General features: G+C 72.3%; 24 protein-coding genes. 10 read left to right on the forward strand and 14 right to left on the reverse strand.

The window, feature by feature from the left end; translation table 11 throughout:
• Nucleotides 1–2: 2 nt before the first annotated feature.
• On the reverse strand, nt 3–509 hold the full coding sequence (locus ACFV2X_RS02785) for a hypothetical protein (RefSeq protein ID WP_385610529.1): 507 nt from the start codon (nt 507–509) through the stop codon (nt 3–5).
• A gap of 142 nt (nt 510–651) precedes the next feature.
• The gene (locus ACFV2X_RS02790) at nt 652–1476 is read right to left on the reverse strand and encodes an alpha/beta fold hydrolase (RefSeq protein WP_385610531.1); all 825 of its coding nucleotides are present in this window, start codon (nt 1474–1476) and stop codon (nt 652–654) included.
• A 147-nt stretch (nt 1477–1623) separates the two neighbouring features.
• On the opposite strand from ACFV2X_RS02790, the gene ACFV2X_RS02795 reads away from it, so the two are divergent.
• On the forward strand, nt 1624–2544 hold the full coding sequence (locus ACFV2X_RS02795) for a LysR family transcriptional regulator (RefSeq protein WP_385610534.1): 921 nt from the start codon (nt 1624–1626) through the stop codon (nt 2542–2544).
• On the opposite strand, the gene ACFV2X_RS02800 is transcribed toward ACFV2X_RS02795, so the two are convergent.
• Together ACFV2X_RS02800 and ACFV2X_RS02805 are read right to left on the reverse strand one after the other, a co-directional pair.
• Complete coding sequence (locus ACFV2X_RS02800) at nt 2541–3107, reverse strand: Clp protease N-terminal domain-containing protein (RefSeq protein ID WP_385610535.1); 567 nt, start codon at nt 3105–3107, stop codon at nt 2541–2543. The two genes, ACFV2X_RS02795 and ACFV2X_RS02800, sit on opposite strands and share 4 nt — an antisense overlap.
• On the reverse strand, nt 3107–3316 hold the full coding sequence (locus ACFV2X_RS02805; protein ID WP_385610537.1) for a helix-turn-helix domain-containing protein: 210 nt from the start codon (nt 3314–3316) through the stop codon (nt 3107–3109). The genes ACFV2X_RS02800 and ACFV2X_RS02805 overlap by 1 nt, the downstream gene beginning before the upstream one ends.
• A 91-nt stretch (nt 3317–3407) precedes the next feature.
• Here ACFV2X_RS02805 and ACFV2X_RS02810 point away from each other — a divergent pair, with 91 nt between their 5' ends.
• Both ACFV2X_RS02810 and ACFV2X_RS02815 read left to right on the forward strand, forming a co-directional pair.
• Complete coding sequence (locus ACFV2X_RS02810; protein ID WP_385610540.1) at nt 3408–4067, forward strand: GNAT family N-acetyltransferase; 660 nt, start codon at nt 3408–3410, stop codon at nt 4065–4067.
• A gap of 160 nt (nt 4068–4227) precedes the next feature.
• A complete protein-coding gene (locus ACFV2X_RS02815; protein WP_385610543.1) occupies nt 4228–5253 on the forward strand; it encodes a hypothetical protein in 1026 nt (341 codons plus the stop codon).
• On the opposite strand, the gene ACFV2X_RS02820 is transcribed toward ACFV2X_RS02815, so the two are convergent.
• Nucleotides 5198–5692, reverse strand: coding sequence for a MarR family winged helix-turn-helix transcriptional regulator (locus ACFV2X_RS02820; protein WP_385610546.1), 495 nt, complete (start codon nt 5690–5692; stop codon nt 5198–5200). The two genes, ACFV2X_RS02815 and ACFV2X_RS02820, sit on opposite strands and share 56 nt — an antisense overlap.
• 70 nt (nt 5693–5762) lie before the next feature.
• Here ACFV2X_RS02820 and ACFV2X_RS02825 point away from each other — a divergent pair, with 70 nt between their 5' ends.
• Complete coding sequence (locus ACFV2X_RS02825; protein ID WP_385610549.1) at nt 5763–6335, forward strand: carboxymuconolactone decarboxylase family protein; 573 nt, start codon at nt 5763–5765, stop codon at nt 6333–6335.
• Between the two features lie 52 nt (nt 6336–6387).
• Here ACFV2X_RS02825 and ACFV2X_RS02830 read toward each other — a convergent pair whose 3' ends face one another.
• The 5 genes from ACFV2X_RS02830 to leuA form a co-directional block, all read right to left on the reverse strand.
• Nucleotides 6388–7101, reverse strand: a complete 714-nt coding sequence (locus ACFV2X_RS02830; RefSeq protein WP_353589591.1) for a response regulator transcription factor — start codon at nt 7099–7101, stop codon at nt 6388–6390.
• Nucleotides 7098–8534: a sensor histidine kinase gene (locus tag ACFV2X_RS02835; RefSeq protein WP_385610553.1), complete on the reverse strand. Its 1437-nt coding sequence runs from the start codon at nt 8532–8534 to the stop codon at nt 7098–7100. The genes ACFV2X_RS02830 and ACFV2X_RS02835 overlap by 4 nt, the downstream gene beginning before the upstream one ends.
• A 113-nt stretch (nt 8535–8647) precedes the next feature.
• On the reverse strand, nt 8648–10807 hold the full coding sequence (locus ACFV2X_RS02840) for an MMPL family transporter (protein WP_385610558.1): 2160 nt from the start codon (nt 10805–10807) through the stop codon (nt 8648–8650).
• 117 nt (nt 10808–10924) lie between these two features.
• On the reverse strand, nt 10925–11692 hold the full coding sequence (locus tag ACFV2X_RS02845; protein WP_385610561.1) for a TerB family tellurite resistance protein: 768 nt from the start codon (nt 11690–11692) through the stop codon (nt 10925–10927).
• Between the two features lie 217 nt (nt 11693–11909).
• Nucleotides 11910–13694: a 2-isopropylmalate synthase gene (leuA, locus tag ACFV2X_RS02850; protein ID WP_385610563.1), complete on the reverse strand. Its 1785-nt coding sequence runs from the start codon at nt 13692–13694 to the stop codon at nt 11910–11912.
• Between the two features lie 307 nt (nt 13695–14001).
• Between leuA and ACFV2X_RS02855 the strand changes: the two genes are divergently transcribed.
• Together ACFV2X_RS02855 and ACFV2X_RS02860 are read left to right on the forward strand one after the other, a co-directional pair.
• Entirely contained in the window at nt 14002–15099 is a 1098-nt protein-coding gene (locus ACFV2X_RS02855) for a M4 family metallopeptidase (RefSeq protein WP_385610566.1), read from the forward strand.
• Between the two features lie 116 nt (nt 15100–15215).
• Complete coding sequence (locus tag ACFV2X_RS02860) at nt 15216–15482, forward strand: protealysin inhibitor emfourin (protein WP_385610569.1); 267 nt, start codon at nt 15216–15218, stop codon at nt 15480–15482.
• Nucleotides 15483–15522: 40 nt separating this feature from the next.
• On the opposite strand, the gene era is transcribed toward ACFV2X_RS02860, so the two are convergent.
• The 4 genes from era to ACFV2X_RS02880 all read right to left on the reverse strand — a co-directional run bounded on the left by era (nt 15523) and on the right by ACFV2X_RS02880 (nt 19795).
• Nucleotides 15523–16488, reverse strand: a complete 966-nt coding sequence (era, locus tag ACFV2X_RS02865) for a GTPase Era (RefSeq protein WP_385610572.1) — start codon at nt 16486–16488, stop codon at nt 15523–15525.
• A 79-nt stretch (nt 16489–16567) separates the two neighbouring features.
• Nucleotides 16568–16918 carry a cytidine deaminase gene (locus tag ACFV2X_RS02870; protein ID WP_385610574.1) on the reverse strand — a complete coding sequence of 117 codons (351 nt, stop codon included), beginning with the start codon at nt 16916–16918 and terminating at the stop codon, nt 16568–16570.
• Between the two features lie 120 nt (nt 16919–17038).
• The gene (locus tag ACFV2X_RS02875) at nt 17039–17998 is read right to left on the reverse strand and encodes an SDR family NAD(P)-dependent oxidoreductase (RefSeq protein WP_385610576.1); all 960 of its coding nucleotides are present in this window, start codon (nt 17996–17998) and stop codon (nt 17039–17041) included.
• Nucleotides 17999–18112: 114 nt separating this feature from the next.
• Nucleotides 18113–19795 carry a helix-turn-helix domain-containing protein gene (locus ACFV2X_RS02880; protein WP_385610579.1) on the reverse strand — a complete coding sequence of 561 codons (1683 nt, stop codon included), beginning with the start codon at nt 19793–19795 and terminating at the stop codon, nt 18113–18115.
• A 282-nt stretch (nt 19796–20077) separates the two neighbouring features.
• Between ACFV2X_RS02880 and ACFV2X_RS02885 the strand changes: the two genes are divergently transcribed.
• From ACFV2X_RS02885 to ACFV2X_RS02900, 4 genes are all read left to right on the forward strand, one after another.
• Entirely contained in the window at nt 20078–20686 is a 609-nt protein-coding gene (locus ACFV2X_RS02885) for a hypothetical protein (RefSeq protein ID WP_385610582.1), read from the forward strand.
• A gap of 46 nt (nt 20687–20732) precedes the next feature.
• Nucleotides 20733–21656, forward strand: coding sequence for a hypothetical protein (locus tag ACFV2X_RS02890; RefSeq protein ID WP_385610585.1), 924 nt, complete (start codon nt 20733–20735; stop codon nt 21654–21656).
• A 109-nt stretch (nt 21657–21765) separates the two neighbouring features.
• Nucleotides 21766–22239, forward strand: coding sequence for a hypothetical protein (locus ACFV2X_RS02895; RefSeq protein ID WP_385610587.1), 474 nt, complete (start codon nt 21766–21768; stop codon nt 22237–22239).
• A gap of 85 nt (nt 22240–22324) precedes the next feature.
• Nucleotides 22325–25324 carry an AAA family ATPase gene (locus tag ACFV2X_RS02900; RefSeq protein WP_385610590.1) on the forward strand — a complete coding sequence of 1000 codons (3000 nt, stop codon included), beginning with the start codon at nt 22325–22327 and terminating at the stop codon, nt 25322–25324.
• Nucleotides 25325–25359: the final 35 nt, after the last annotated feature.

Raw genomic sequence — 25359 nt, forward strand, 5'->3', positions numbered from 1 at the left:
TCTCAGGGGTGCGAGGAGGTGAGGGGGAGGGGCAGCGAGGGCTGAGAGCCGCCGCTGGCAGGCGTGCCGTACGAGTTGTTCCCGAAGATGCCGCAGAAGCTCGAACCGGTATGCAGATCGGTGCCGGTGAGGAGGGTGTTGGTGCCGCGCAGGGCCTCCTTCTCCCCGCCGATCCGCTTCGTCAGGGCCTTCACCTGCGTCTGCCACTCGGTCAGGACGTGCTTGAGCCCCAGGGCCGTGTCCCAGCCGTGGAACTCGCTGATCGCGGTGTTGGACTTGGTGTCCGCGTCGTCGCCCGCCTTGGTCAGGCCCGGCTCGAGCTCGTCCTCGATCACCCCGGCCGCGGTCTTCTTCTGCGCCGGAGACGTGCACAGCCCGCCGTACGGGGTGATCAGACCACCGCCGCCACCGTCGAGCTGGTTGAGCCGCGTACCGCTGGACCGCCCCGCCGCCGAGTGCTCCTCCCGCGCGGCGGCCTTGAGCTGGGCCCATTCCTCGTCGAAGGACATCTTGAACTTCCCCCCGTCCCTACACACGGCGCATGGCCGTCAACTATCCCCTGGGCATGGTTCGGGACGACGGAATACAGATCTTTACGAGGATGGAAACAAAACCCCTACTCCAGCTGTAGATCTTGGGCTTCGCCGCAGGTCAGCGCACCTGTGGCGCGGAGTTCAAAAACTGCCGTACGGCCGGGGCCACCGCCTCGGCGAGGTCGGCGGCGGTGCGCAGATCCGGCGAAACACCCACCGGAGCGAGCCGGCCGCGGGGCATGATCCGGGCGACGCGCGCCGCCAGCTCGGTCGGGTGGCGCGCGTCGGTGCCGGGCACAACCAGGGTGGGCACCTGGACCGCGGCCAGCTCGGCGATGTCATGGAAGGCCCGGTCGTGGCCGATATGCGCGGCGGCGGCGACGCCGGCCGGGTCCGTACGCGGAAACGCGTCGCGCACCATCGAGCCGATCACCGGCGGCATCGCCTCCAGGATCGGCGCCCACGCCGCCTCGAGCCCGTCGGCCAGGACGCGGGCGGCGAACGCGTCAAGGAACGCGGTCTCGGCCGCTTTGGCCTCGTCGTCCTCGATCTCCTCAAGGCTGATCAGAACGGTGGCCGCCACCCGGTCGGGGTGGGTGAGCGCGGTGCGCAGGGCGACCGTGGCACCGAGACCGGTGCCGCCCAGGGCGGCGCCGGGCGCCTCCAGGTGGTCGAGCAGCGCGATGACGTCGTCGGTGTACCGCGCCCAGGTGTGCCGGGACGGATCGGAGCAGACGGAGCGGCCGTAGCCCCGCACGTCGGGGAGGACCACCGTCACACGGTCGGCCAGCAGCCGGGCCAAGGGCAGCAGACTGTGGTGGTCCGGGCCCCCGCCGTGCAGCAGCACCAGCGGCGGGCCGGCGTGGTCGGACCGGCCGACCGTGGTGGCGTACAGCGGACAGCCGTCGCCGCCGTGGAAGGTGAACTCGCCTACCGGAATCATGGGTTCGCCTCACTCTGCCTCATACGCGGATCCGAATGGCCGCTCCTGCGAGGCTAATTGGCGTCTTCGCGGCAAACAAAGACGACTATGGTGAGGTGGTCATAGCCAGATGGCTATGACGTATGCACGGGGGAAGGGGCCGCCCGGGTGGACAACCGGATCTCGCTGCACAAGCTGGAGGTCTTCTGCACGGTCGTCGAGCTGGGCGGGATCGGCCGCGCCGCCGGCCGGCTGTATGTCTCCCAGCCGGTGGTCAGCGGCCATATACGGTCCCTGGAACAGCGCCTGGGAATACGGCTCTTCGACCGTTCCGGGCAGCGCCTCGAGCTCACCGACGCCGGCCGGGCCGCGTACGGCTGGGCGCGCGACACGCTGCGCCGCGGCACTGAGCTGGAGCGCGAACTCGCCGGGCTGGCCGACGGGACCGCGGGCGCCGTGGCGGTGGCCACCAGCATGACGGTGGGCAGCTATCTGCTGCCGCCCGTCCTCGTCGACTTCGCCTCGGCCCACCCGGCCGCCCGTATCGCCGCGCATGTGCTCGACCCCAACCACATCTGGGAGGCCGTCACCTCGGGCCTGTGCGACCTGGCCGTGACCATCGCCCACCGGATCCCGGCCGGTCAGGGCCTGTCCGGCGAGCTGGTGGGGCATCATGACCTCATCCTGGTCGGCGCCGCGGGGGCGGAGGGCACGGCGGACTCCCCGGTCCAGGTGGCCGACCTCGCGCGGATGCCCTTCGCCTCCACACCGCGCGGCTCCCGCCGCCGGGACATCGAGGACATCGAACTCGCGAAGCTCGGCGTCATCGACCGCGACGTGGTCATCGAGCTGGGCCACCCCGAGGCGATCAAACATGCCGTACGGGCCGGGCTCGGGGTCGCGCTGCTGTTCCGCGCCTCGGTCGCGGCCGAGCTGGCCGACGGCTCGCTGCGCGAGATTCGGATCGCCGACGCCCGGCCGCGGCTGCCGGTGTTCGCCGTCCGGCGCGCGGACCGGCGACCGTCCGCCCTGCACCGGACGCTGCTCGCCGCGATCCACCGCGGCCTGGGCGGTGGCGAAGAGCGCTAGCCCGCCTCGGCCCGGCGGCCGGTGAGGAACCGTTCGACCTGGACGTATGTGACTCCGTGGTCGGCGAGCACATGGGCGGCGACGCCCGGACGGGCGGTCAGGGCCAGCAGCAGATGCTCATCGCCGATGTACTTGTCGCCGCGGCCCAGCGAGATCCGCAGGGACCGCTCCAGGACCGACTTGGCCTCCCGTGCGAAGGGGCGCCGGAGCGGGCGGCCGCGCCGACGGGCGGTCTCCGCGGGCCCGGCGAGGGCGCCCGGGCCATGGACCCGCTCGACCTGCGCGACGACCTCCTCGACATCGATGCCGAGCCCGGCCAGGGCCTTCGCGTCCCCGGCCGAGATGCCGCCGCGGCGGCGCACCGCGGCCAGGTCGCGCTCGATCGCCGCGCGCCGGCCGGCCGCGCCGAGGGCGGTCAGGACGTCGGCGGCGGGGGTGCCCGTACGGTCCAGGAGCGCGAGGAGCAGCTCCGCCTCCCCGACGGTGCCGCTGCCCGTACCGTCGGCGTACATCACGGCGCCCTTGACGACCTGGCGCGCGCTGGTGGTGAACCTCTCGAACATCAATGCCTCCCGTGCTTCTTGTGGACCGCCTGCCGACTGACGCCCAGCTCGGCAGCGATCTCCTGCCACGACCACCCTTTCGCGCGGGCGCTGCGCACCTGCACGGCCTCCAGTTGCTCCAACAGCCGGCGGAGCGCGGCGACGGCACGCAGCCCGACCCGGGGGTCCTGGTCGCCGGCCCGCTCGGCGAGGTTCGTTGCCTCGGTCATGGTGTCAATGTAGGTTGACATGACGGAAGACGTCAACCTTGGTTGACGAAATTGGTTCGACGGACGACCCGGCGTCCGGCAGCCTCTCGCCATGGAACTCCATTACTGGCCGCCCTACGGGTTGCGGCTCACCACCCCACGCCTGGAACTGCGCCTCCCGGACCTGGAACTCCTCGACGAGATGGCCGCGGTCGCGGCGGCGGGCGTACACGACCCCGCCGAGATGCCGTTCTCCTTCGCGTGGACCGACAACCCCCCGGAGCAGGTGGGGCGCAGCACCTTCCAGCATCTGCTGGGCACCATCGCGCAGTGGAGCCCGGAGAAGTGGAACATGAGCTTCGCGGTGCTGCACGAGGGCAAGGTGGTCGGCCGTCAGGACCTGTTCGCGACCGACTTCGCGGTGACCCGGCAGGCGGAGACGGGTTCCTGGCTGGGCCTGGCCCACCAGGGGCAGGGCATCGGCACGGAGATGCGGGCGGCGGTGGCACACCTGGCCTTCGAGGGGCTGGGGGCGCGCAGCGTGATCTCCGGCGCCATGCTGGAGAACGCGCGGTCGCTGGGCGTCTCGCGGCGGATCGGCTACCGCCCCGACGGCATCGAGGTGCTGTCCGTACGCGGGCAGTCCCGCACCATCCAGCGACTGCGCCTGGAGCGCGCCGACTGGGAGGCGCGGCGGACCGTCCCGGTGGAGGTGGCGGGTCTGGAGCCGTGCCTGGAGCTGTTCGGGGTGGGTGCTTCGGACGGCGAGTGAGCCAATGCCGGGTGATCGGCCGGCCGGTGCGCTCGGGCCGGCCTGGCCGATGAGAACGGGCTCCGCCGGATGGGGGAGCCGGGTGGTTCCGGCGGTGGATGCGGGCGCGCGGGGTGGGGTTCGAGGCTGGAGTTCCGGCGGACAGAGGAGGGAAGTCCGGATGGAACGCTGGGACCGGATCGGGCGGCGCGCGGCATACGGGGCGGCGCTGGCGCTGCTGCCGTATGTGCTGATCAAGGTGTCGTGGGTGATCGGCTCACTGGCAGGGCTGGCTCCGGTCGGAGGGGGGTTCAGCCTGGCCGGGTGGGTGCTCTTCAACATGGTGACCGTCGGCATGGCGGGGACCGGGATCGCCCTGGCCCTCGCCCTGGCACGGCCATGGGGGATGCGGATACCGGGGCGGCTGGTGGCGTTCTGCGCCTGGACGGGCTCGGGGTTCCTCGTGTCCGTGCTGCCCTACTCGATGCTCAGCGCACTGCTGGACTCCGGGTCCGGCGGTCGGGACGGGGGCGACGACCCCGTGATGCCGGGCTGGGAGGCGGTCCTGGTCCAGTTCGGCTTTGTCGGGATGGGCCTGGGACTTGCCGTCGCGCTGCCCGCCTATCTGAGGCGACGCTGGCCCGCGGCGTTCACCGGGCGCGTCGGGGACGGCGCCGGGGACGGGGATGGCGACGGGGACGGCGAAGGTGCCAGTACTGGTAGCGGTGCCGGTACGCCGCCGTGGTCCGCCGCCGTCGCGGCCGTGGTCGGGCTGGTCTGGCTGTACTGGACGGCCGGCGGCACCCTGGGAATCGCGCATCCGGCCGAGCGGACCAGCAGCGGCTACCTGCTGACCGGCATGGGCGCGGGGTGGGCGCTGGCCGGCGCCGCCGCCCTCTGGGCGCTCGTCCGGGCGCGCCCGGCCCGGCTGCCCCGCTGGCTCCCGATGGCGCTCGGCTGGCTCGGCTCGGGCTCGCTGTTCGCCTGGAGTGGCTGGAAACTGCCGGTCACACTGTCCGTTTCACTGGCCGACCCGTCCGAAGTCACGCAACCGGAGAACCTTGCCGTTGCCACGGTGCTGCACCTCGCCGCCGTCGCGGCGGGCGCCGACATGATGCGGAAACTGGTGGCCCGCGCCGCCGGTGATGGACTCAGGGGCCGAACCACCCGGCCGCATCGAGACGGAAGCCGCTGGGCGGCACCATGACGCTCAGGTCGTCCTCCAGGTCGCGCAGCCGCTCGGGGCCGAGCGCTGCCGCCCACTGGGCACGCAACTCCTCGAAGATGGCGGCCGATTTGGCCAGCGAGTCCAAGCCGCGCGGGGTCAGCCGGATCACCTTGCGCCGGGCGTCCGCCGGATCGTCGGCCCGGACGGCGTAGCCCAGCGCCTCCAGGCGGTCGGCCGTCTTGCCCGCGGCCTGTTTGGAGACGCCGAGCCGTCGGCCGAGCTCGCTGGCGGTGGCCCCGTCGCGGCCGATGGCCTGCATGGCGAAGCCGTAGGCGGCGCGGCCGTCCGGGTGGCCCTGGCGGGCCAACTCGGCGTGCAACTGATCGATGATCGACCGGAATCCGGCGAACAGCAGCAGAGGCAGCTCGTAGCCGGGCCGGTCCTGGGCGGGCGGCATGCGCCGGATCTCATCGGCCATTGCGAAACTCGACAACCTGGTTTACTTTTTCGACAACCACGTTGTCCATCCTAGGTCAGGGGGATCCGTCATGCCCACCCACCCGTCCACTCCGTTCGTCGATCACACCCTGGAGTCCGCCCCGGCCGCCTCGCGCGGCCTCATGGAGGCCGTGTCCCGGCGCCTGGGCTACCTCCCGGCGCCCGTCGGGCGGCTGGCCACCGCGCCCCAGCTGCTGGACGGCTTCCTCAAGGTCAGCGGGCTGTTCGAGACGACGACCCTGGACCCGCTGGCGCGCGAGGTGGTCATCCTCACCGTCGCGACCCGTAACGCCTGCCACGTCTGCGTCGCCATGCACACCGGCAAGCTCGCCGCGCTCGACGCGGACGCCGAACTCACCTCGGCCCTCCGGGAACGGCGGCCCCTGGCCGACGAACGGCTCGAGGCCGTACGGGTCTTCACCATCGAGGTCCTGGAGCGCGCGGGGGCGGTCGGCCCCGACGCCCTCGACGCCTTCCTGGCGCACGGCTATACCCCGCGCAACGCCCTCGAAGTGGTGCTGGGCATCGGCGCCTACACCATGTCGACCCTGGCCAACCGGCTGATCGACGCCCCGCTGGACGAACAGCTCGCGCCCTACGCCTGGCACGAGCACGCGGCCTGAGCCGCCGGTCCGGTCCGGCGGGCGTCAGGGTCCGCCGGACCGGGCCCGACGGTCAGGGCGCCTCGGAGCGGGACGGGGTGACCAGGCCGCACTCATAGGCCGCGATGACCAGTTGGGCCCGGTCGCGGGCGTCCAGCTTGCCCATGATGCGGCTGACGTGGGTCTTGGCGGTCAGCGGCGACAGCCCGAGCGCTTCGGCGATCTCCGCGTTGTTCAGGCCGCGGGCGACGAGGGTGAGGACCTGACGCTCCCGCTCGGACAGGGCGCCGAGCCCCGCGGCGGCCAGGGCCGCGGGCGGCGGGGCGGCCGGGAGGCGCAGCATGCGGGCGATGAGGCGGGCGGTCGGGCCGGGGGACAGCAGGGACTCACCGGCCGCCACGGTCCGTATCCCGTCCAGCAGATCGGCGGGCCGGGTGTCCTTCACCAGAAACCCGGAGGCGCCCGCGCGCAGCGCCTCGACGATGTGGTCATCGGTGTCGTACGTGGTCAGGACGAGGATCCGGACCCCGGCGAGATCGTCGTCGGCGGCGATGCGGCGGGTCGCCTCGATGCCGTCGAGATCGGGCATGCGGATGTCCATGACGACCAGGTCGGCGCGCGCGGTGCGGGCCAGTTCGACCGCCTCCCGGCCCGTGCCCGCCTGTCCGACGACCTCCATACCGGGAGCCGACTCGATCAGCATGGCGAAGGCCGCGCGTACCAGCGTCTGGTCGTCGGCGAGCAGCACCCTGATGGGGGCGCTCGGGGTCGGCTTCGTCGCACTCATGCGGTTCCCTCTGTTCGTGATGTGGGGAGCGAGGGCGGGGGCGGCGCCGCGCGCTCCCGCCCGGACCTGCCGTACGGGAGGACGGCCGTCACGGCGAAGCCGGGGCCGTCCTGGCGCGGCCCGGCGGTCAGGGTTCCCGCCACGCTGCGGGCGCGTTCGCGCATGCCGACGAGGCCGTAGCCCCGCGGGCGGTCGGGGTCCTCGGCCGCGGACGGAGGAGGACCGCCGGCTGAGAAACCCGGCGGACCCGGCAGACCGGACGGACCGTCGTCCACGGCCGCGACGCGCAGGCCGCCGACCGCCTCCCGCGCCACGCTGAGCCGCACCAGGGTGCCGGGCGCATGGCGGACCGCGTTCGTCAGGGCCTCCTGCACGATGCGGTACGTGGCCGCGCCCACGGCCGGCGACAGGTCCGCCTCGTCCACGTCGACGGTCAGCCGCACCCGTACGCCCGCCGCCTCCGCCGCTGCCGCCAGGTCGGCGAGACCAGCGAGCCCCGGCGGCGGCCCCGTACCGACTCCGTCGGCCCCGTCCGCCTCCCCGGCCTCGCCGCCCTCCCCCGCCCTCAGCACCTGCAGGGTCGCCCGCAGTTCGGCACGCGCGTCGCGGCAGGTGTCGGAGATGGAGTCGAGCGCCTTGGCCAACGTCCCGCGGTCGAGCCGGTCGGGGTCGGCGATCAGGACATGGGCGGCGACCGAGGTCTGGACGCCGATCAGCGTGATGCTGTGCGCCAGCAGATCGTGCAGATCGCGGGCGATCCGCAGCCGCTCCTCCGCGACGCGCCGGGCGGCCTCCTCCTCGCGGGTCCGCTCGGCGCGCTCGGCCCGTTCGACGATCGCCGCGATGTACGCGCGGTGGATCCGCACCGCCTCGCCGACCAACACGACCGACAGCACCCAGCCGGAGCTGCGCAGCATGTCCACCGCGCCATGGGGTCTGCCGCCCCACGACATGATCGTCACCATGATCCCGATCACAAAGGTGACGGTCAGCAGGGAGCGCAGTGGCGGGCCGAGGACCGCGAGGGTGTAGAGGGCGGTGAGCCCGGCCGGGACGACGGCGACGTGCTCGTAGTTCAGCGCGTGGTACGGGCCGACCATGAGGATGACCGCCACGGTGACGAGCATCGGGCTGTGCCGGCGCCCGATCAGCGCCAGCGCGCTGCCGACCAGCAGCGCCCACCCGGTCGCGTCGAGCCCTCGGTTGCCGTCCACGTGCACGAACAGCGCCAGCGCGCACTGCACGGCCAGCACGACCGCCGCGACCGCGGCGTCGACCCGCCGCCGGGACGCGGCCTCGGCGGGGGTCTCGGCCGCGGCGCGGCGGCGGTGGAGGGCGCGCGACAAGCGCGCCGCCGGCGGTCGGCGTCCCGGGCCTGGCGGCGTGGCGGGCTCCGTCAGCCGCTCGGGCTCGGTGCGGGTCAGTGGGGGCACGGGTCCATCCTGACGGGTCGTCCCGGGCGAGTCCCGGCCCGAGCCGGGCGAACCGGCTCGGGCCGGGGGGCTGTATCGACATGCGGCTCCGCCGCGCGGCGCCGCTCATCCCCTCATCTCCGGGCTGCGGGCACCGCCCGCCTCGGGGCAACGGCCCCGGGGGCGGCCGGGCGGCGGGAGAGCGCTCCGGGCCACCACACCCAGCGCCCCAGCAGCAGGCTCGCCGAGGTCACCAGATACGTCCGGACCAGGAAGGTGTCCAGCAGCACCCCGACCGCGACGACGAACCCCATCTCGGCCAGCATCACCAGCGGCAGCGACCCCAGCACCGCGAAGGTCGCCGCGAGCACCAGGCCCGCCGAGGCGATCACGCCGCCCGTGGTGCGCAGGGCGGTGACCGCGGCCTCCGATACGTCCGCGCCGCGCAGGGACTCCTCCCGCATGCGGTGCATCAGGAAGATGCCGTAATCGACGCCGAGGGCGACCAGGAAGACGAAGGACAGCAGCGGCAGTCCGGGGTCGATGCCCGCGAAGCCGAAGACCGGCTCGAAGAAGAGGCCGCCGAGGCCCATCGCCGCGCCCCAGACGGCGACCACGGCGACGACCAGGACGAGCGGCGCGACCAGGCTGCGCAGCAGGGCGGCGAGGATCAGCAGGACGGCGAGGAGGACGAGCGGGACGACGACCGCCCGGTCGCGGGAGTTGGTGTCCTCCAGGTCGAGTTCCTGGGCGCTGGCCCCGCCGACGTGGGCGTCGGCGCCCTGGATGCGGTGGAGTCCGTCGCGCAGGGCGTGGATGGTGTCCCGCTCCCCCGCGGACTGCGGCGGAGCCTTGGCGTAGACGTCGATCTCGGTCCATCCGCCGCCACTGCGGCCCCGCTCGGCCCGCTCGACGCCCTCCGTACCGCCCGCGCGGTCGAGCACGTCACCGGCGCGCTCGCTGCGCGCCAGGACGCTGATCGGCTGGCTGCTGCTCCCGGGGTAGGCGTCGGCGAGGGTCCGCATGGCGACGACGGACTCGGGCCGCTCGGTGAAGGTGTCGGCCTGCTTGAGGTCGCCGGGCAGATTGAGGATGCCGAGCGCGAGGGCGCCCAGCAGCGCGCCTCCGGCGACCAGGACGGTGCCGGGCCGGCGCCCCGCCGAACTCCCCATGGCGGCGAACAGGCCGCGCCGGGCGCGGGGTTCGCTGCCGTACGCGGGGATCAGCGGCCAGAACACCCGGCGGCCGAGCAGCACCAGCACCGCGGGCAGCAGCGTCAGCATGGCGGCGAGCGCGCACACCACGCCGACCGCGCCGACGGGCCCGAGGCCGCTGCTGCTGTTGAGGTCGGCGGCGAGCAGACACAGCAGCCCGGCCGCGACGGTGCCGCAGGAGGCGAGGACGGCGGGGCCGCAGCCGCGTACGGCGGCGCGCATCGCGTCGTACGGGAGCCGGTGGCGGCGCAGCTCCTCGCGGTAGCGGGAGACCAGCAGCAGCGCGTAGTCGGTGCCCGCACCGAAGACGAGGACGGTCATGATCGACGAGCTCATGCTGGTGACGACCAGGTCGAAGCCCTGGACCAGTCCGTAGACGACGGCCATCGAGGCCGCCGCGGCGGCGCCGACGACCGCCAGCGGCACCAGCCACAGCAGCGGGCTGCGGTAGGTGAGGATCAGCAGCACGGCGACGACGCCGACGGTGGCGAACATCAAGGTGCCGTCCGTGGACGCGAAGACTTCCTGCGAGTCGGCGCTCAGCGCGCCCTGGCCGCCCACCTGGACGCTCAGCCCCTTGGGATGGCCGGCCAGTTCGGCGCGTACGTCCTTGACGGCGTCGGCGCGCTCCGTCTCGTCGGTCAGCGCGGTGAGCGCCACCGGGTACATCACGGTGCTGCCGTCCCGGGACGGGATGGCGCGCGGTGCCCTGCCCTGGACCGTCGCGTGGCGGTCCACGACCCGGGCGACCTGCGCGGCGGCCGCCTCGCGGTCGGCGGCGGTCAGCCCGCCGTCCCGCCGGTAGACGAGGACGAGGTCGGTGGTGTCGCCGCCGGGCAGCGCCGCCTGGAGCTTGGCTACCTGGGTGGAGTCGGCGCTCGCGGGCAGATAGTCGACCGCCGTATCGCGCTTGACGTCGCCCAGCTTGCCGGCGAAGGGCACGGCGGCCAGGAGCACCAGGGCCCATACGGCGATGACCGTCCACGGCAGTGCGCGGCGGCGCCCGGTGGCACGGCCTGGCTCTTCCGGTCCCTCCGGTTTTCGTGGCGCGGTCGTATGCGTCGGCTGTGTAGTCTGCATGCCCTCCAGGCTCCCGGCGCCGGGCGGGCGAATCGTCGCGCCGGCGAGGGAGATGGCGGCTACTGCGCCGGGTGCGCGGCGGGCCGTATTACTCCCGGGGGAGTACTCCGGCCCGGCTCAGAACGGCGCGCGGATCGCGGCCATCAGCCGGGCCGTGTCGTCGGGGCAGATCATCAGCGCCCGGCCCACGGTCTCCAGCACGGCGCGCTCCGCCGGCCGGTACGGCCCGTCGGCCACCGCGATCCGGGCGCCCTGCAGCAGGATCGACTCCCGCCCCGTCGGCGCCAGGTGGGGCGCCAGCGGCTCCAGGGCCTCGTGGAGCTCGATGGCCAGCGCGGTGCCGCACGGGTCGAGGCCGTCCCGCCCGATGTCCCGCCCGCCCGGTCCGGCGGTGCCCGCGGCCGCGGCGGTCGCGGCGTCGTACGCGGCGGCGCCGGGCAGCCGCCCGGTGTCGGCGGCCAGCGCCTCGACGATCTCCAGCAGCTGCTCCTCGCCGCATTCGGTGAACCCGGCGGCCCGCACCGCGCCGACCGCGGCCTGCCGCACCGCGGGCGAGTCGGTGCCGCCCGCGGCGAGCACCGCGAGGGCCACGGTGTGCACGGCGTCGCGGAGCATCGCGGAGAAGCGGGTGGTGGTGGGGTGGTCCAGCGCCTCGGTGCCGAAGCGGCCGCCGCAGGCGGCGCATTCGACGACCGGCGCGACCGGCCCGCGCGGCAGCACCGGCAGGCCGAGGACGACGATACGGCGGCGTCCGGTGCGGCGGCGATAGTTCCGGTCGCCTCCGCACTCGGGGCAGAAGAACTCGCCGTCACCCACGGTCCGCCACAGAGTGCGAACGCCTATCACACACAGATCCCGGCCGCGTCGGGCTTGCGCGTGCGCCACGTCACACCTCCATAACGCTTCGGCCACGTTGCCGCGCTGACGTGATGCTAGCCACATCCATGATGCGGCGTCAGTACCCCGAACGGAGACAACAGGCCAAAGACGGAACCCCGCCCGCCGTGACATCCGGGTACACGGCGGGCGGGGCCCATGTGGGTGAAGGCGTTTCGTGGTGCCTTACGCGGTTGACGCGGCCCCCGCGGCAGGGGGCGGCGGGTCAGCGGCCGGCGCGGTTGACCGCCGAGACGACGGCCTTCAGGGAGGCCCGCACGATGTTGGCGTCGACGCCGACGCCCCACAGCACCTTGCCGTCGATCGCGCACTCGATATACGCGGCGGCCTGTGCGCCCGCACCCTCGCTGAGGGTGTGCTCGGAGTAGTCCAGCAGCCGAACGTCCACGTCAATGGCGGCCAGGGCGTCGAAGAACGCGGCCAGCGGGCCGTTGCCGGAGCCGGTCAGCACGGTCTCGGCGCCGTCCACGACCGCCTCGACGGTGAGCGCGTCGGTGCCCTCGCTCGTCGTCGAGGTCTGCGCGGTGCGCAGCGAGATCCGGCCCCACTGGTTGTCGTCGGTGGGCAGGTACTCGTCCTGGAAGACCGACCAGATCTGGGCCGGGGTGACCTCGCCGCCCTCGGCGTCGGTCTTGGCCTGAATAATCTTCGAGAACTCGATCTGCATCCGGCGCGGCAGGTCCAGCTTGTGGTCGTTCTTCAGGACATAGGCGATGCCGCCCTTGCCGGACTGCGAGTTGACGCGGATGACCGCCTCGTACGAACGGCCGACGTCCTTGGGGTCGATCGGCAGGTACGGGACCGCCCACTCGATCTCGTCGACCGTCCTGCCCTGCTCGGCCGCGCTCGTCTCCATCGCCTCGAACCCCTTCTTGATGGCGTCCTGGTGGGAACCGGAGAAGGCGGTGTAGACCAGATCGCCCGCGTACGGGTGGCGCGGGTGGATCTCCATCTGGTTGCAGTACTCGGCGGTGCGACGGATCTCGTCGATCTGCGAGAAGTCGATCTGCGGGTCGATGCCCTGGGAGAAGAGGTTCATGCCCAGCGTCACCAGGTCGACGTTGCCGGTGCGCTCGCCCTGCCCGAACAGACAGCCCTCGATACGGTCCGCGCCCGCCATGATCGCCAGCTCGGCGGCGGCGACGGCGGTGCCGCGGTCGTTGTGCGGGTGGACGGACAGGCAGACGTGCTCGCGCCGGGACAGATGGCGCGACATCCACTCGAAGCGGTCCGCGTGCGTGGAGGGGGTGGAGCGCTCGACGGTGGCGGGCAGGTTGAGGATGATCTCGCGGCCGTCCTCGGGCTGCCAGACGTCCATGACGCCCTCGCAGACCTCCAGCGCGAAGTCCAGCTCGGTGTCGGTGAAGATCTCGGGGCTGTACTGGTAGCCGAAGACCGTCTCGTCGCCCAGGATCTTGTCGGCGTACTCCACCACCAGCCGGGTGCCGTCCACCGCGATCTGCTTGACCTGCTCGCGCGAGCCCCGGAAGACCACCCGGCGGAAGACGGGCGCGGTGGCGTTGTACAGGTGGACGGTCGCCTTGTGGGCCCCGCGCAGGGACTCCACGGTGCGCTCGATCAGCTCCTCGCGGGCCTGGGTGAGGACGGAGATCGTCACATCCTCGGGGATCGCGCCCTCTTCGATGATCGACCGTACGAAGTCGAAGTCGGTCTGGCCGGACGAGGGGAAGCCGACCTCGATCTCCTTGTAGCCCATGCGCACCAGCAGGTCGAACATCTCGCGCTTGCGGGCCGGGGACATCGGGTCGATCAGGGCCTGGTTGCCGTCGCGCAGATCCGTGGACAGCCAGCGGGGGGCGGCGGTGATGCGCTTGTTCGGCCAGGTGCGGTCGGGGATGTCCACGGCCTCGTAGTGGCCGTACTTGTGGATCGGCATCCCGGACGGGCGCTGGGTCACGGTCGCGGCGGTGATCGGCGTACGACGGCCGACGGGGCTCTGGGCGCTCGCGGAATGATCAGACGTGCTCATGATGCGTGGGGCTCCTCGTATGTCCGCTGGGCGGCCGACGGGGCGAATACACCGCAACACCGAACTCCGCGGGGAGGGGGTCGGCCTACGACTACAGGCCCTCGCCGCGGCAGCTAAGAAGAAGCAGCCCGAAACGCATGATGCGTAGAAGCGTAACCGAGACCCAGGGGACCGGCTGACCCGTATCACTATGCGGGACGACGCATTCGCCACTCTCACTTGGCACGATTGGTCATCAACCACTCGTTTTCAGGAATCGTGACGTCAAGGCGTGACAAGCGATGCACAGACTGCCACATTGCCTCGCATGGACGCCAACGCGAACAACCACGCTGTTCCCCGCACCCCTGTTTTCTGCACCATCGTGCCGCCGCACGTCCTCGACAAACTGGCCCGCGCCCAGGACCCCGCGCTGGCCGAGCCCGCCCGCCGCACCCTCGAGCGCGACGCCCTGGAGCGCACCCGCCGCCGCATCACCACCGTCCGCGGCCTCGCCGCCCCCACCGGCGCCCCCTCCGACAAGCCCAAGCGCACCATCTTCGACGCCGGGCACAAGGAGACCCTGCCGGGGAAGAAGGCGCGCGCCGAGGGCGGCCAGGCCACCGGCGACGCGACGGTGAACCGCGCGTACGACGGCCTCGGCTCGACCTTCGAGATGTTCCTCAAGGCGTACGGCAGGCACTCCATCGACGACTCCGGGCTGCCGCTGAACGCGACCGTCCACTACGGCCAGGAGTACGGGAACGCCTTCTGGAACGGCGAGCAGATGGTCTTCGGCGACGGCGACGGCGAGATCTTCAACGACTTCACCATCCCGGTCGACGTGACCGCCCACGAGCTCACCCACGGCGTCACCCAGTACACGGCCAACCTGGAGTACTTCGGCCAGTCCGGCGCGCTCAACGAGTCCCTGTCGGATGTCTTCGGCTCGCTCACCAAGCAGTTCCAGCTCGGCCAGACGGCCGACGAGGCCGACTGGCTGATCGGCGCCGGGCTGCTGGCCGACCGGGTCACCGGCGTCGCGCTGCGCTCCATGAAGGCCCCCGGCACGGCGTACGACGACGACGTCCTCGGCAAGGACCCGCAGCCGGCGACGATGGAGCACTATGTGCGCACCTCGCAGGACAACGGCGGGGTGCACATCAACTCCGGCATCCCCAACCACGCCTTCTACCTCGTCGCCAAGGCCCTCGGCGGCCACGCCTGGGAGCGGGCCGGGAAGATCTGGTACGCCACCCTGACCGGCGGGGAGCTGACCGTCGACGCGGACTTCGCCGCCTTCGCGCAGGCGACGGTGGCGACCGCGCAGTCGCTCTACGGGGACGGCGAGGAGCAGCGGGCGGTGCTGGACGCCTGGGCCAAGGTGGGCATCTCCGACCTGCGGGCGCGGGCGGGGGCGCGCTAGCCCCTACGGTGCGTCGGGGTCCTGTCGGGGGTCGTGTCGGGGGCCGTACGGACGGATCTTCGGTGGATCTCCGCGTCTGCGGCGGGCCGCGGCCCGTACCGGGTAGTGATGGATCCATGCGCATTTCCGTCACCCGCACCGGCGGGTTCGCCGGTATCGAGCGCCGGGCCGAGCTGGACACCTCCGGCCGGCCCGACGCCAAGCATCTGCAGGCCCTGGCCCACCAGGCCGTCGAGACCGGACACATCACGCCCACGCGCGGCGTCCCGGACGGCTTCCACTACGAGATCACGGTGGACGGGCGCACCGTCCACGCCGCCGACCCGCATCTGAGCGACGCCCAGCGGGAGCTGGTGCGTACGGTGCTCAAGGAGGGCGCGTAGGGTGGCCGCGCCGGCCTCCGGCCGGCGGTGACCAGTGCGGCTAGAACCCCAGCTTCCGCAGCTGCTTCGGATCCCGCTGCCAGTCCTTCGCGACCTTCACATGCAGGTCCAGGAAAACTGGCGTGCCCAGCAGCGCCTCAATGTGCTTGCGGGACTTCGTCCCGACCTCCTTCAGGCGCTTGCCCTTGGGGCCGATGATGATGCCCTTCTGGCTGGGGCGCTCGATGTAGAGGTTGGCGTGGATGTCGAGGAGCGGCCGGTCGGCGGGGCGGTCCTCGCGGGGCAGCATCTCCTCGACCACCACGGCGATGGAGTGCGGCAGCTCGTCCCGGACGCCCTCCAGGGCCGCCTCGCGGATCAGCTCGGCGACCATGACCTGCTCGGGCTCATCGGTGAGGTCGCCCTCCGGGTAGAGCGCCGGGCTCTCCGGGAGCAGCGGCACGAGCAGGTCCGCGAGCAGGCCCACCTGGTTGCCTCCGGTGGCGGAGACGGGGACGATCTCGGCCCACTCGATGCCCAGCTCCTTGCCGAGCCGGTCGACGGCGATCAGCTGCTCGGCGAGCTGCTGGGAGTCGACCAGGTCGGTCTTGGTGACGATGGCGACCTTGGGGGTCTTCTTGATCCCGGCCAGTTCGCCCGCGATGAAGCGGTCACCGGGGCCGAGCTTCTGGTCGGCGGGCAGACAGAAGCCGATGACGTCGACCTCGGCCCAGGTGGTCCGTACGACGTCGTTCAGGCGCTCGCCGAGCAGGGTGCGCGGCTTGTGCAGGCCCGGGGTGTCGACCAGCACCAGCTGGGCTTCGGGCCGGTGCACGATGCCGCGGACGGTGTGACGGGTGGTCTGCGGGCGGTTGGAGGTGATCGCGACCTTCGTCCCCACCAGTGCGTTGGTCAGGGTCGACTTGCCCGCGTTGGGGCGGCCGACGAAGCAGGCGAAGCCCGCGCGGTGCGGGGTCGCCCGCGGCTCGGGCTGGGAGGGGGACGTAGCGGCACTCATGGCGCCCATTGTCCCCGATGCCCCGGCCCTCGCCGACCGCGCGGTTCGGACCGTCGGCCCGACGGTCCGACCTGTACCTACGGGCCGCTCAGGCCTGGAGCGTGGTGCGCAGCCCGCCGTCGGGGCCCGCAACCAGCACCGGGGTGCCCGCCCCGCCCAGGTCCCGTACGGCCGCGCGGTCCTCCTCCGGAAGGTCCTCGGCCTCGGTCACGACGGCCGCGGCCTCCAGGGACTTGGCGCCGCTGGCGACGGCCATGGCGACGGCGGTCCGCAGCGCGCTCAGCGGGAGCGAGGGGAGGGCGACGGTGCCGGCGACATACGTACGGCCCGTCTCGTCGCGTACGGCGGCGCCCTCGGGCACGCCGTTGCGGGCTCGTGCGGAGCGGGCGAGGGTGATGATCTTGCGGTCTTCGGGGTCCAGAGGTGCGGCTTCGCTCATGCGGATGAGCATAGGCGGGGCGGGCGGGGCTCATGGAGGCGACGCCGGGCGGCAGACGCCGGGCGGTATTCGACAGCCATGGGTACGGCCAAGGGTGCGGCGCGACGGTCGCCGCCGCTACTACTGCGGCGGCTGCGGGAAGCCCTCCGGCCAGATCATCTTCGCACCGGCGAGGGCGCCGCCGTCCACCGGCACCGAAGCCCCCGTCATGAAGACGAACTGGTCGGACGCGAGCGCCAGTACGGAGTCCGCGATCTCCTCGGCGGTGGCCATCCGCTGCAGACCGGGCACGTTCAGCGGCCCCCACGCCTTCTTGTACGCCGCCCAGTCGGCGTCGGACACCCCCGCGGGCCGCACCAGCGGGGTGTCGGTCGTGCCGGGCAGGATCGCGTTGACACGGATGCCCGGGCCGTAGTCGAGCGCGGCGGACCGCACGATGCCCTCCACACCGCGCTTGCTCGCCGTATAGCCGGCATGGCCCGGACGGGCCCGCTCCGCCCCGGCGGACGCGGTGCACACGATCACGCCGCCGCCCCGCTCCAGCAGGTGCGGGATCTCGTACTTGATCGCCAGGAAGACCCCGCGCTCGTTGGTGCCGATGATGTTGTCCCAATCGGCGACGCTCGTCTCGTGCAGCGGCTTGGAGAACTCGATGCCCGCGTTGTTGAACGCGACGTCCAGACCGCCGTAACGGCTCGCCACCGTGTCCACGAATGCCTGGACCTGGTCCGCTTCACGGACGTCGGCCCGGATGTAGACGGCCTCGCCGCCGGCCTTCCGGATCTCCCGCTCGACCTCGGCGCCGAGGTGCTCCCGGCGCCCGCAGAACCCGACCTTGGCGCCCTCGGCGGCGAACGCCTTGGCCGTCGCCCGGCCGATGCCCGACGTCGCACCCGTGATGACCACCACCTTCCCGGCGAAGCGCCCCTCGCCCCCGGCCCTGGCACCGCTGCGCCGCGCGCCCGGCGCGGCCTGCGCCCCCTGCGCCCCGGCGGTGGCCGCGGCGAACCCGGCGGCGCCGGCCAGCGCTCCCGAGATGACTCTGCGGCGGTCGAAACGGTTGAAGGATTTCTCGGACACGATCCGGCTCCTCGACCCTCGTGAGTGGTGTGCTTCTGTCGGGTTCGAGCTTCCGCCGGGGAGCGGGGCGCGGGCATCTGTCATATCGACTGGTCACCGGTGCGCCCAGCCCACTCAGCCGTACCGGATCAGCACCGGTCGTTCCGTGACGCGCACCGTGTCCCGGTGGTCGACCTCGCGCGTGGTGCTGTCCAGGTACTCGACGGTGCGGGCGTCGGCACCGGCGCGGGTGTCGGCCGTACCTGCGTGGGTCCAGCGGATGCGGGCCGTACGGTGGGTGCCTCGTCCATCAGGGATGAGGAATTCGCACTGCCAGACGTTCTCGGGCAGGGCGATCTGGACGCCGTGGCCGCAGGAGCGGAGGTCCGCGTCGGCCAACCACTGCTGGAGGCGGTCGACGAACCGCCCGGCCCTGGTGGGCGGTTGACCCTCGGCCTGGAGGACAAGGGGTATCTTGCCGTTGCCCCAGGCGTAGAAGTACATGCGCGCCAGGTTCCAGTTCCGGGCGTACAGGCCCGTCAGATAGAAGCGGACCGCGTGGTCGGCTGCTGTTGCTTCCTCCAGTGGATCGTTCAGCGGCAGGGTCTGCGTGGTGCCGGTGTTCCACAGCGGCAGGTGGTATCCCGCCAGCTGGAACGTCCGATCGACCTTCCGCACTGCCTCGAGCATGGTCTCCGGCGGGTCGGCGATCCGACGCTGGTACAGCTTGATCCCCGCTGCATCGCAGTACTGGTAGCCGCCCAACTCGGCGAACCGCAGCAGGTACTCGTGTGCCTCGGCCGACCACAGCTCGGTGATCGACGGGCACACCACGGTCGCGTTCCTGTCGACTTCCCGGATGATGCGGCTCGCCCGCCGGGTCATCTCGACGAGTGTCGTGACGCTTCCGTTGTAGTGATGCCCATGGTTCGCCATGACCCACAGTTCGTAGGCATCGATACGGGTACCCGCATGCCGTACGAGAGCGCGCACGAATGCGTCCCAGTCGTCGAGGTCGTCCGGAGGCGCCGCTCGGGAACCGTCCGGATACGGGGCCTTCCGGGCGTCCGGGGCAGCCCAGGCGGGCGTACCGCCGAAGACGAACAACGCGGGCAGGCCCTCCCGTTCCGCGCCGTCGAGGAGCCGGTCGAGCGTGGACCAGTCGTACTCTCCGCGCGCCGGTTCCACCTGGGCCCAGCGGGTCTCGCTGTCCCACAGCCTCAGTGCGCCGGTCCGAAAGGAGGGCATGGCCCCGCTGGAGCTGTTCATCGTCACACCGAACAGTTCCGGATCGACGGGCTTCGGTGCCCGCGCCCAGCTCGTCGCCCCGCTCGGCGCGGGCACGGACGCCGGCACGGCCGCCGTCGCGGCCTCGTACGGGGCGCTTGCGACGGCGGTGCAGAGAACGACGAGTGCCATGACGGCGGCGAGGACGAACCGCATGCCGGGGGCAGGCCGCCTCGTTGTCGGACCAGCGGTAGCGGCGCTGACGGCCGCTCCGGCGGAGGCGGTGCCCACGACGGGAGACGGGCCGCGATCCACCGCGGCGGACACCGGACCGGGATCTTGCCCCTGCCCCGTCGCAGCCCTCCAGTATCGCAGCAGCTTGTTCAGCTCGTCCGCGTCGGCTCCGCACTCCTTGGCGATACGGACGATGAGGTCGTAGTCCCCCGGCGTCCCCTTCCCGTTGCAGTACCGGTGAAGGGTGGAACTGCTCGTGAAAACTCGCCGCCCCAACTCCTGGTAGCTGAGGCCACTACGCTCCTTCAGCCCCGCCAGGACGCCGGCTAACTCCTGGACGCCCTCTGACCCGTCCAAGCCCTCCACCCCCGTGGCGTCTGCCTCCGAATCCCGTCCCAGCATTCCACACGCGCGTCCCATTCCATCTGCAACACACCAGGTCAGCAGGGCAGCGTACGTCCCACGCCGACTTGGAACGCGAGATGGCTGGCCCTCGGCCGGGGCGGAACAGCACAGTTGATCTCGCCGACACGACACATCGGCATCACAGCGGTCCACACTCTGCTGAACTCACTTGCTGTCATTGCCGCATCGGGTGAATCACGGGGTGCGCCCGCCTCACACATCGGGGGATCGAGAATGAAGCTTTGCCTGCCCATGCTCACCGCGGGCACGGTGGCGTCCGTCATGGTGCTGTCCGCCTGCTCGTCGCCGACCCAGACGGATGACGCGAAGGACAGCAAGCCGAAGGCCGCTCAGCATGAGGCCAAGGCCGCGGGGACCGGTGACCCGACGTACATGGCCGCCGCGTCGTCGTCGTGCACGTACAACTCCTACAGCTCTTTCGGTCCCGGCGAGGTGGTCACGCGCAAGGGAAGCGGCTCGAACACGCAAAACGACGGCTACACCGACAAGCACGGCCGGAAGCTCCAGCTGGCCACCGGGAAGCTGTACGACCGCTCGGCGGGCAGGCTGACGCACGCCAAGAAGGGCGACAAGGTCTGGGTCGACATCAGCCATGACAAGGGCAGGACCTGGAAGGTCTGCGGGTCCGTGACCAAGGGCAACACCATTGGGCACGTCCTCACCAGCAAGATTTTCATCCACAGCAGCGGCGACGTGAAGAACCGCTACATGCGGGCCTGCGCCAAGACGGGCGACAAGACCTGGTGCGCCGACATCGGCAACAAGAGCAACAAGAACGTCGTCGGCGACAACTGGACGCGCTACTGGTGGACCGACAGCTGAGCCTGGACGGGGTGTGCCGCATCCAACGGGGGGGGGTACCACCGGTATGAAGCGATTGTCCGTTCCTGTCTGCCTCGGCACACTGATCGTCGCGGTCGCCATGACCGGCTGCACCGCGGTCGCCACCGGCGAACCCCCACAGCCGCGGAAGGCAGGAGCCCAGACCCCGGGCCGCGAGCTGACCGATGCCGAGCAGGTCCGGGTGGAGCGCGCCGAGGAAATTCTCGTCAAAAAGTGCATGGAGCGGGAAGGCTTCAAGTACTGGGTGGGGCGGGTGCCGAGTGTCCCGGAGCGCCAGAGCTACAGCTACGTGCTGGACGATGTCGGCTGGGCGGAGAAGTACGGCTACGGCACGCAGCTCCAACAGGAAGCCGAGGAAGCTCGGCTGAACGACCGGAACATCGCGTTCGAGAACGCGCTTCCCAGGGCAGGGCGCATCCGTTACTCCAAGGCTCTCGACGGCAGGCCGTCGAGCGATGTCCTGTCGGCCGAGCTGCCCGGAGGCGGCACCATCGAGACGCCCCGCAGCGGCTGTCGCGCCGACGCCAAGGACCAGCTCTACGGCGATTTCCCGGCCTGGTTCCGCGTCGAGAAGACCGCAACGAATCTCACATCCCTGTACGTGCCGGATCTCGTCAAGGACAAGCGCTTCCTGGGCGCGGTCGGTACGTGGTCGGCGTGTATGCGCAAGGAAGGGCACGACTATGCCGACCCTTCCGAGCTCCGCCAGGAACTGCCTGCCCTCACCAAGGGGCTGAGCCCCGCGAAAGCGCACACCACCGAGGTGGAACTGGCAGTCGTCGAAGCCACTTGTGCCACCGAGACGTCACTGGGCAACACAGTACGCACACTCGAGAACGAGTACCGGGACAAGAAGCTCAAGCGCTACCGCGACGACATCGCCGTCCACCAGCGGATGGGGCTCGCCGCACTGGCCCGGGCCGAGCACATCACCGGCTCAAAGGGCTGATCCCCAGGACCCGTTCGGTTCTCCCGGGCTCCCGAACCGCTCAGTCTTCCTCAGCCTCGTAGCTGCGGGATGTCCCCACAACACCTCATGAAACAAGGAGTGATGCACCATGCGCAGAATCACCGCCACACTCGCGACGCTCGCCCTCGCGGGCCTCGGGGCGACAGTCCCCGCGTCCGGCGCACAAGCGGCCTCCGCACACTGTGACGAAAAGTGGAACAACACGAGGTCGGGCCTCGTCGTCGCCTATGGCGGCGCCAACTGTTACGGCGATGTCCTCGGCTGGACCGAGAGCTGGGACTCGGACTGGGGCAACAGTTCCGGCCCCTTCGAGCACGGAGACACCAACGAGGCGACTTCGGTCCTGCACAAGGGTACGTCCGGTTACGCCGTCCAGTTCTTCAACGACACCGGGCAGGACTGGACCGGCGGCCACAGTTGCCTCAAGAAGTCCGAGAAGTACGCCTCGGACCTCTCCGACAACTACTTCACAGTGTCCAACGGAGCCGTGCGCGGCGTGAACAACGCCATCAGCTCCCACCGGTGGGTACCGGAGAACAAGTGTGACAAGTTCATGACCTGACCGGGCCGCCGCGCGCCAAGCCCGCCAGGCGGGTGTCCCGTGTGCGCCGGCTGGTCACCGATGCGCCCGGCGATACGCTCGGCGCATGGGACCTCTGTGCGGACGGGACAGCGAGCAGGCCGCCGTCCGCGGCGTCGTCGCCGACGCGGTGGCCGGGCGGGGCCGCGCCCTGCTGGTGCGCGGGGAGGCCGGGATCGGCAAGACGGCGCTCCTGGGCGAGGCCGTCTCGTACACGGCGCGGGAACACCCGGCGGCCGTGGTGCTGCGCTGCACCGGTCTGGAGTCGGAGGTCGCGCTCGGTTTCGGCGGGCTCCAGCAGCTGCTGTCTCCGGTGCTGCCCCAGGCCGAGGACCTGCCGGGTGCCCAACGGGCCGCCCTGCACGTCGCGTTGGGTCTGGCCGACGGTACGGCGAGGGACCTGATGGTGTGCACAGCCGCGCTGGCACTGCTCGAGCGGGCCGCCGGGCGCTCGCCCCTGCTGCTGGCCGTGGACGATCTGCAGTGGCTGGATCCGGCGACCCTCACGACGGTCCTCTTCGTGGCCCGGCGGCTGGGCGGGCTGCGGGCCTCGGCCCTGCTCGCGGCGCGCGACGACATGGGCGGCGGCGGGTCTGTCCGCGCCGACGACCTGCCCGGTCTGCGACTGGGCGGACTCGGCCCGCAGGACGCCGCGGCCCTGCTGGCCGGGCGCGGGCGGGGCATGAGCGGCCCGGAACTCGCCGCGCTGGTGGCCGACACGGGTGGCAACCCCCTGGCGCTGCTCGAACTGACGGGGACCGCAACGACGGCCGATGCGCCCCGGCCGACGCCTCCAGGCGCCCTCGGCCCGCCGCCCCTCGGCTCGGCCTCCCCCGACCCGGTCCCCGTCAGCCCAGTCCCCGTCAGCCCAGTCCCCCACGGCTCGCTGCCCCTCGGCTCACTGCCGCTGACCGCGCGGCTGCGCGAGGCGTTCGCGGTCCGGGTGCGTACGCTGCCCGCTGCCGAACGCACCCTGCTGCTCGTCGCGGCGGCCGAGGACCGGGGCCGCACCGACATCGTGCTGGCCGCTGCCGCACGGCTGGGCGTCACCGCCGCCGCGCTCACCTCGGTCGAACGCGCCGGTCTGGTCCAGGTGTCGGGCCCCGACATCCGCTTCCGCCACCCCCTGGTCCGCTCCGCGGTCCACACCGACGCCCCGTTCCTGGAGCGCCGCGCCACCCACCTGGCCCTCGCGGCCGAACTGGCCGCCTCCGGCCTGGCCACCGCCGCCGCCTGGCACCGCGCCCTCGCCGCCACCGGCCCCGACGAGGACATCGCGGGCGCCCTGGAACGCGGCGCGGACGAGATCGCCGACCGTGGCGGGCTCTCCACCGTCGCGTCCGTACTCAGCCGCGCCGCCGACCTCAGCACGACCGGCGGCGCCCGCGCCCGACGCCTGGCGGCGGCCGCCCACGCCGCCTGGAAGTCAGGCCACCAGGACACGGCCCGCCGCCTCGCCGCCCGGGCCACCGCCATGAGGCCGGGGAGGCCTGTCGCCGACCGCGCCCACGACGGCCCCGGTCCGGCGGCGGTGCCCCCGGAGGCGCACGCCTCGGACCGGGGTGCCCAGATCGCGCTCGCCCGGCTGCGCGGGCTCATGGAGCACTCCGGCGGGCATCAGGACGCCGCGCTCCGGGAGCTGACCCACAGCGCCGACGCGCTCGCCCCGCACTCCCCTGAGGCGGCGGCCGCGCTGCTGTTCATGGCGTGCGACGCGGCCGACCACGCCGACCGGCACGACCGTATGCGCGAGGCCGCCCTGCGCATCGCCGACCTTGACCTCGACTCCCGCTACCGGCGCTACGGACGGTTGCTCGCAGCCGCCTTCGACGGGGACACCGCCTCCTCCGGCGCCGACCCGTGGCGGATTCTGCGGGAGGCGCCCGAGGAACTCGGGACGAGCGGTGTGCACCGCTGGCTGTGGCCGCTGGTGATCACCCGCGACGGTCCCGCACCGCGCTGCGCCCGGAACTTCGCCCTGGCCGCATGCGAGACCATCCGCTCCTCCGGCACGCTCGCGCTGCTCGCCCTGCCGATGATCTGGCTCGCCGGGCTGGAGTGCGAGCTGGGCCTGGCGCGGCCCGCCGAGGAGCACGCCGAGGAGGCGCTGCGGCTGACCCGGGACATGGACCAGCAGGTGCGGGCCGCCGATGCGCTGGCGGTACTCGCCCGCCTGGCCGCGCTGCGCGGCGACGACGCCGCGTGCCGTGCGTACGCCGGGAAGGCGCTGGCAATCGCCCTCCCCCTCGGCAACCGCTCGGCCGCCGCCGAGGCCACCTGGGCGGCAGGGCTGCTCGCTCTGGCCCGCGGCGACCACGGCGAAGCGTGCGAGCGGCTGACGGCGGTGCACACGCCCGGCTCGCCGTACGCGCACGGGCGGATCGCCCGCCGGTCCGCCGCCGATCTGGTCGAGGCGCAGCGGGCGGCGGGCGACTGGGCCGCCGCCCGCGCGGTGGCGGAAGGGTTCGCGGGGTGGGCGGTCGGCAGCGGTCTGCCGTGGGCCCGCGCGCAGTGGCACCGCTGTCGTGCGCTGCTGGCCGACGCGGACGACGCGGAGGGCGCGGAGGGCGCGGAGGGCGCGGAGGAGGCGTTCCGAGAGGCCCACCGCACGGACACCGGCACGGACACCGACACAGGCACCGGGCCCGGCGCGGACGGCCTGCACGACCATCCCTTCACCCGTGCCCGCTCCGCGCTGCTGCACGGCGAGTGGCTGCGGCGGGCACGGAGGCCGGGCGAGGCGCGGGCGCATCTGCGGCTCGCGGCCGATCTGTTCGAGGGGCTCGGCGCACCCGTGTGGCGGGACCGTGCGCTCGGCGAGCTGCGGGCGGCCGGCGGTTCGGCGCGGCGCGGCGGCGAGGACGCGGCCTCCCGGCTCACCGGGCAGGAGCTGCAGGTGGCGCGGCTGGCGGCGGGCGGGCTCACCAACCGCGAGATCGGCGCACGGCTGGGGGTGAGCCCGCGCACCGTCGGCTACCACCTGTACAAGATCTTCCCGAAGCTGGGCATCACCGCGCGCGGCGAGCTGCGCACCCTGACACTGGACGGGGCGGCGCTCCCGCCGTAGTCCGCGCCTCCCCGATCCGTGCGGGCGCTCGGTCC

The organism is Streptomyces sp. NPDC059679, assembly GCF_042734105.1.
Taxonomy (GTDB): domain Bacteria; phylum Actinomycetota; class Actinomycetes; order Streptomycetales; family Streptomycetaceae; genus Streptomyces.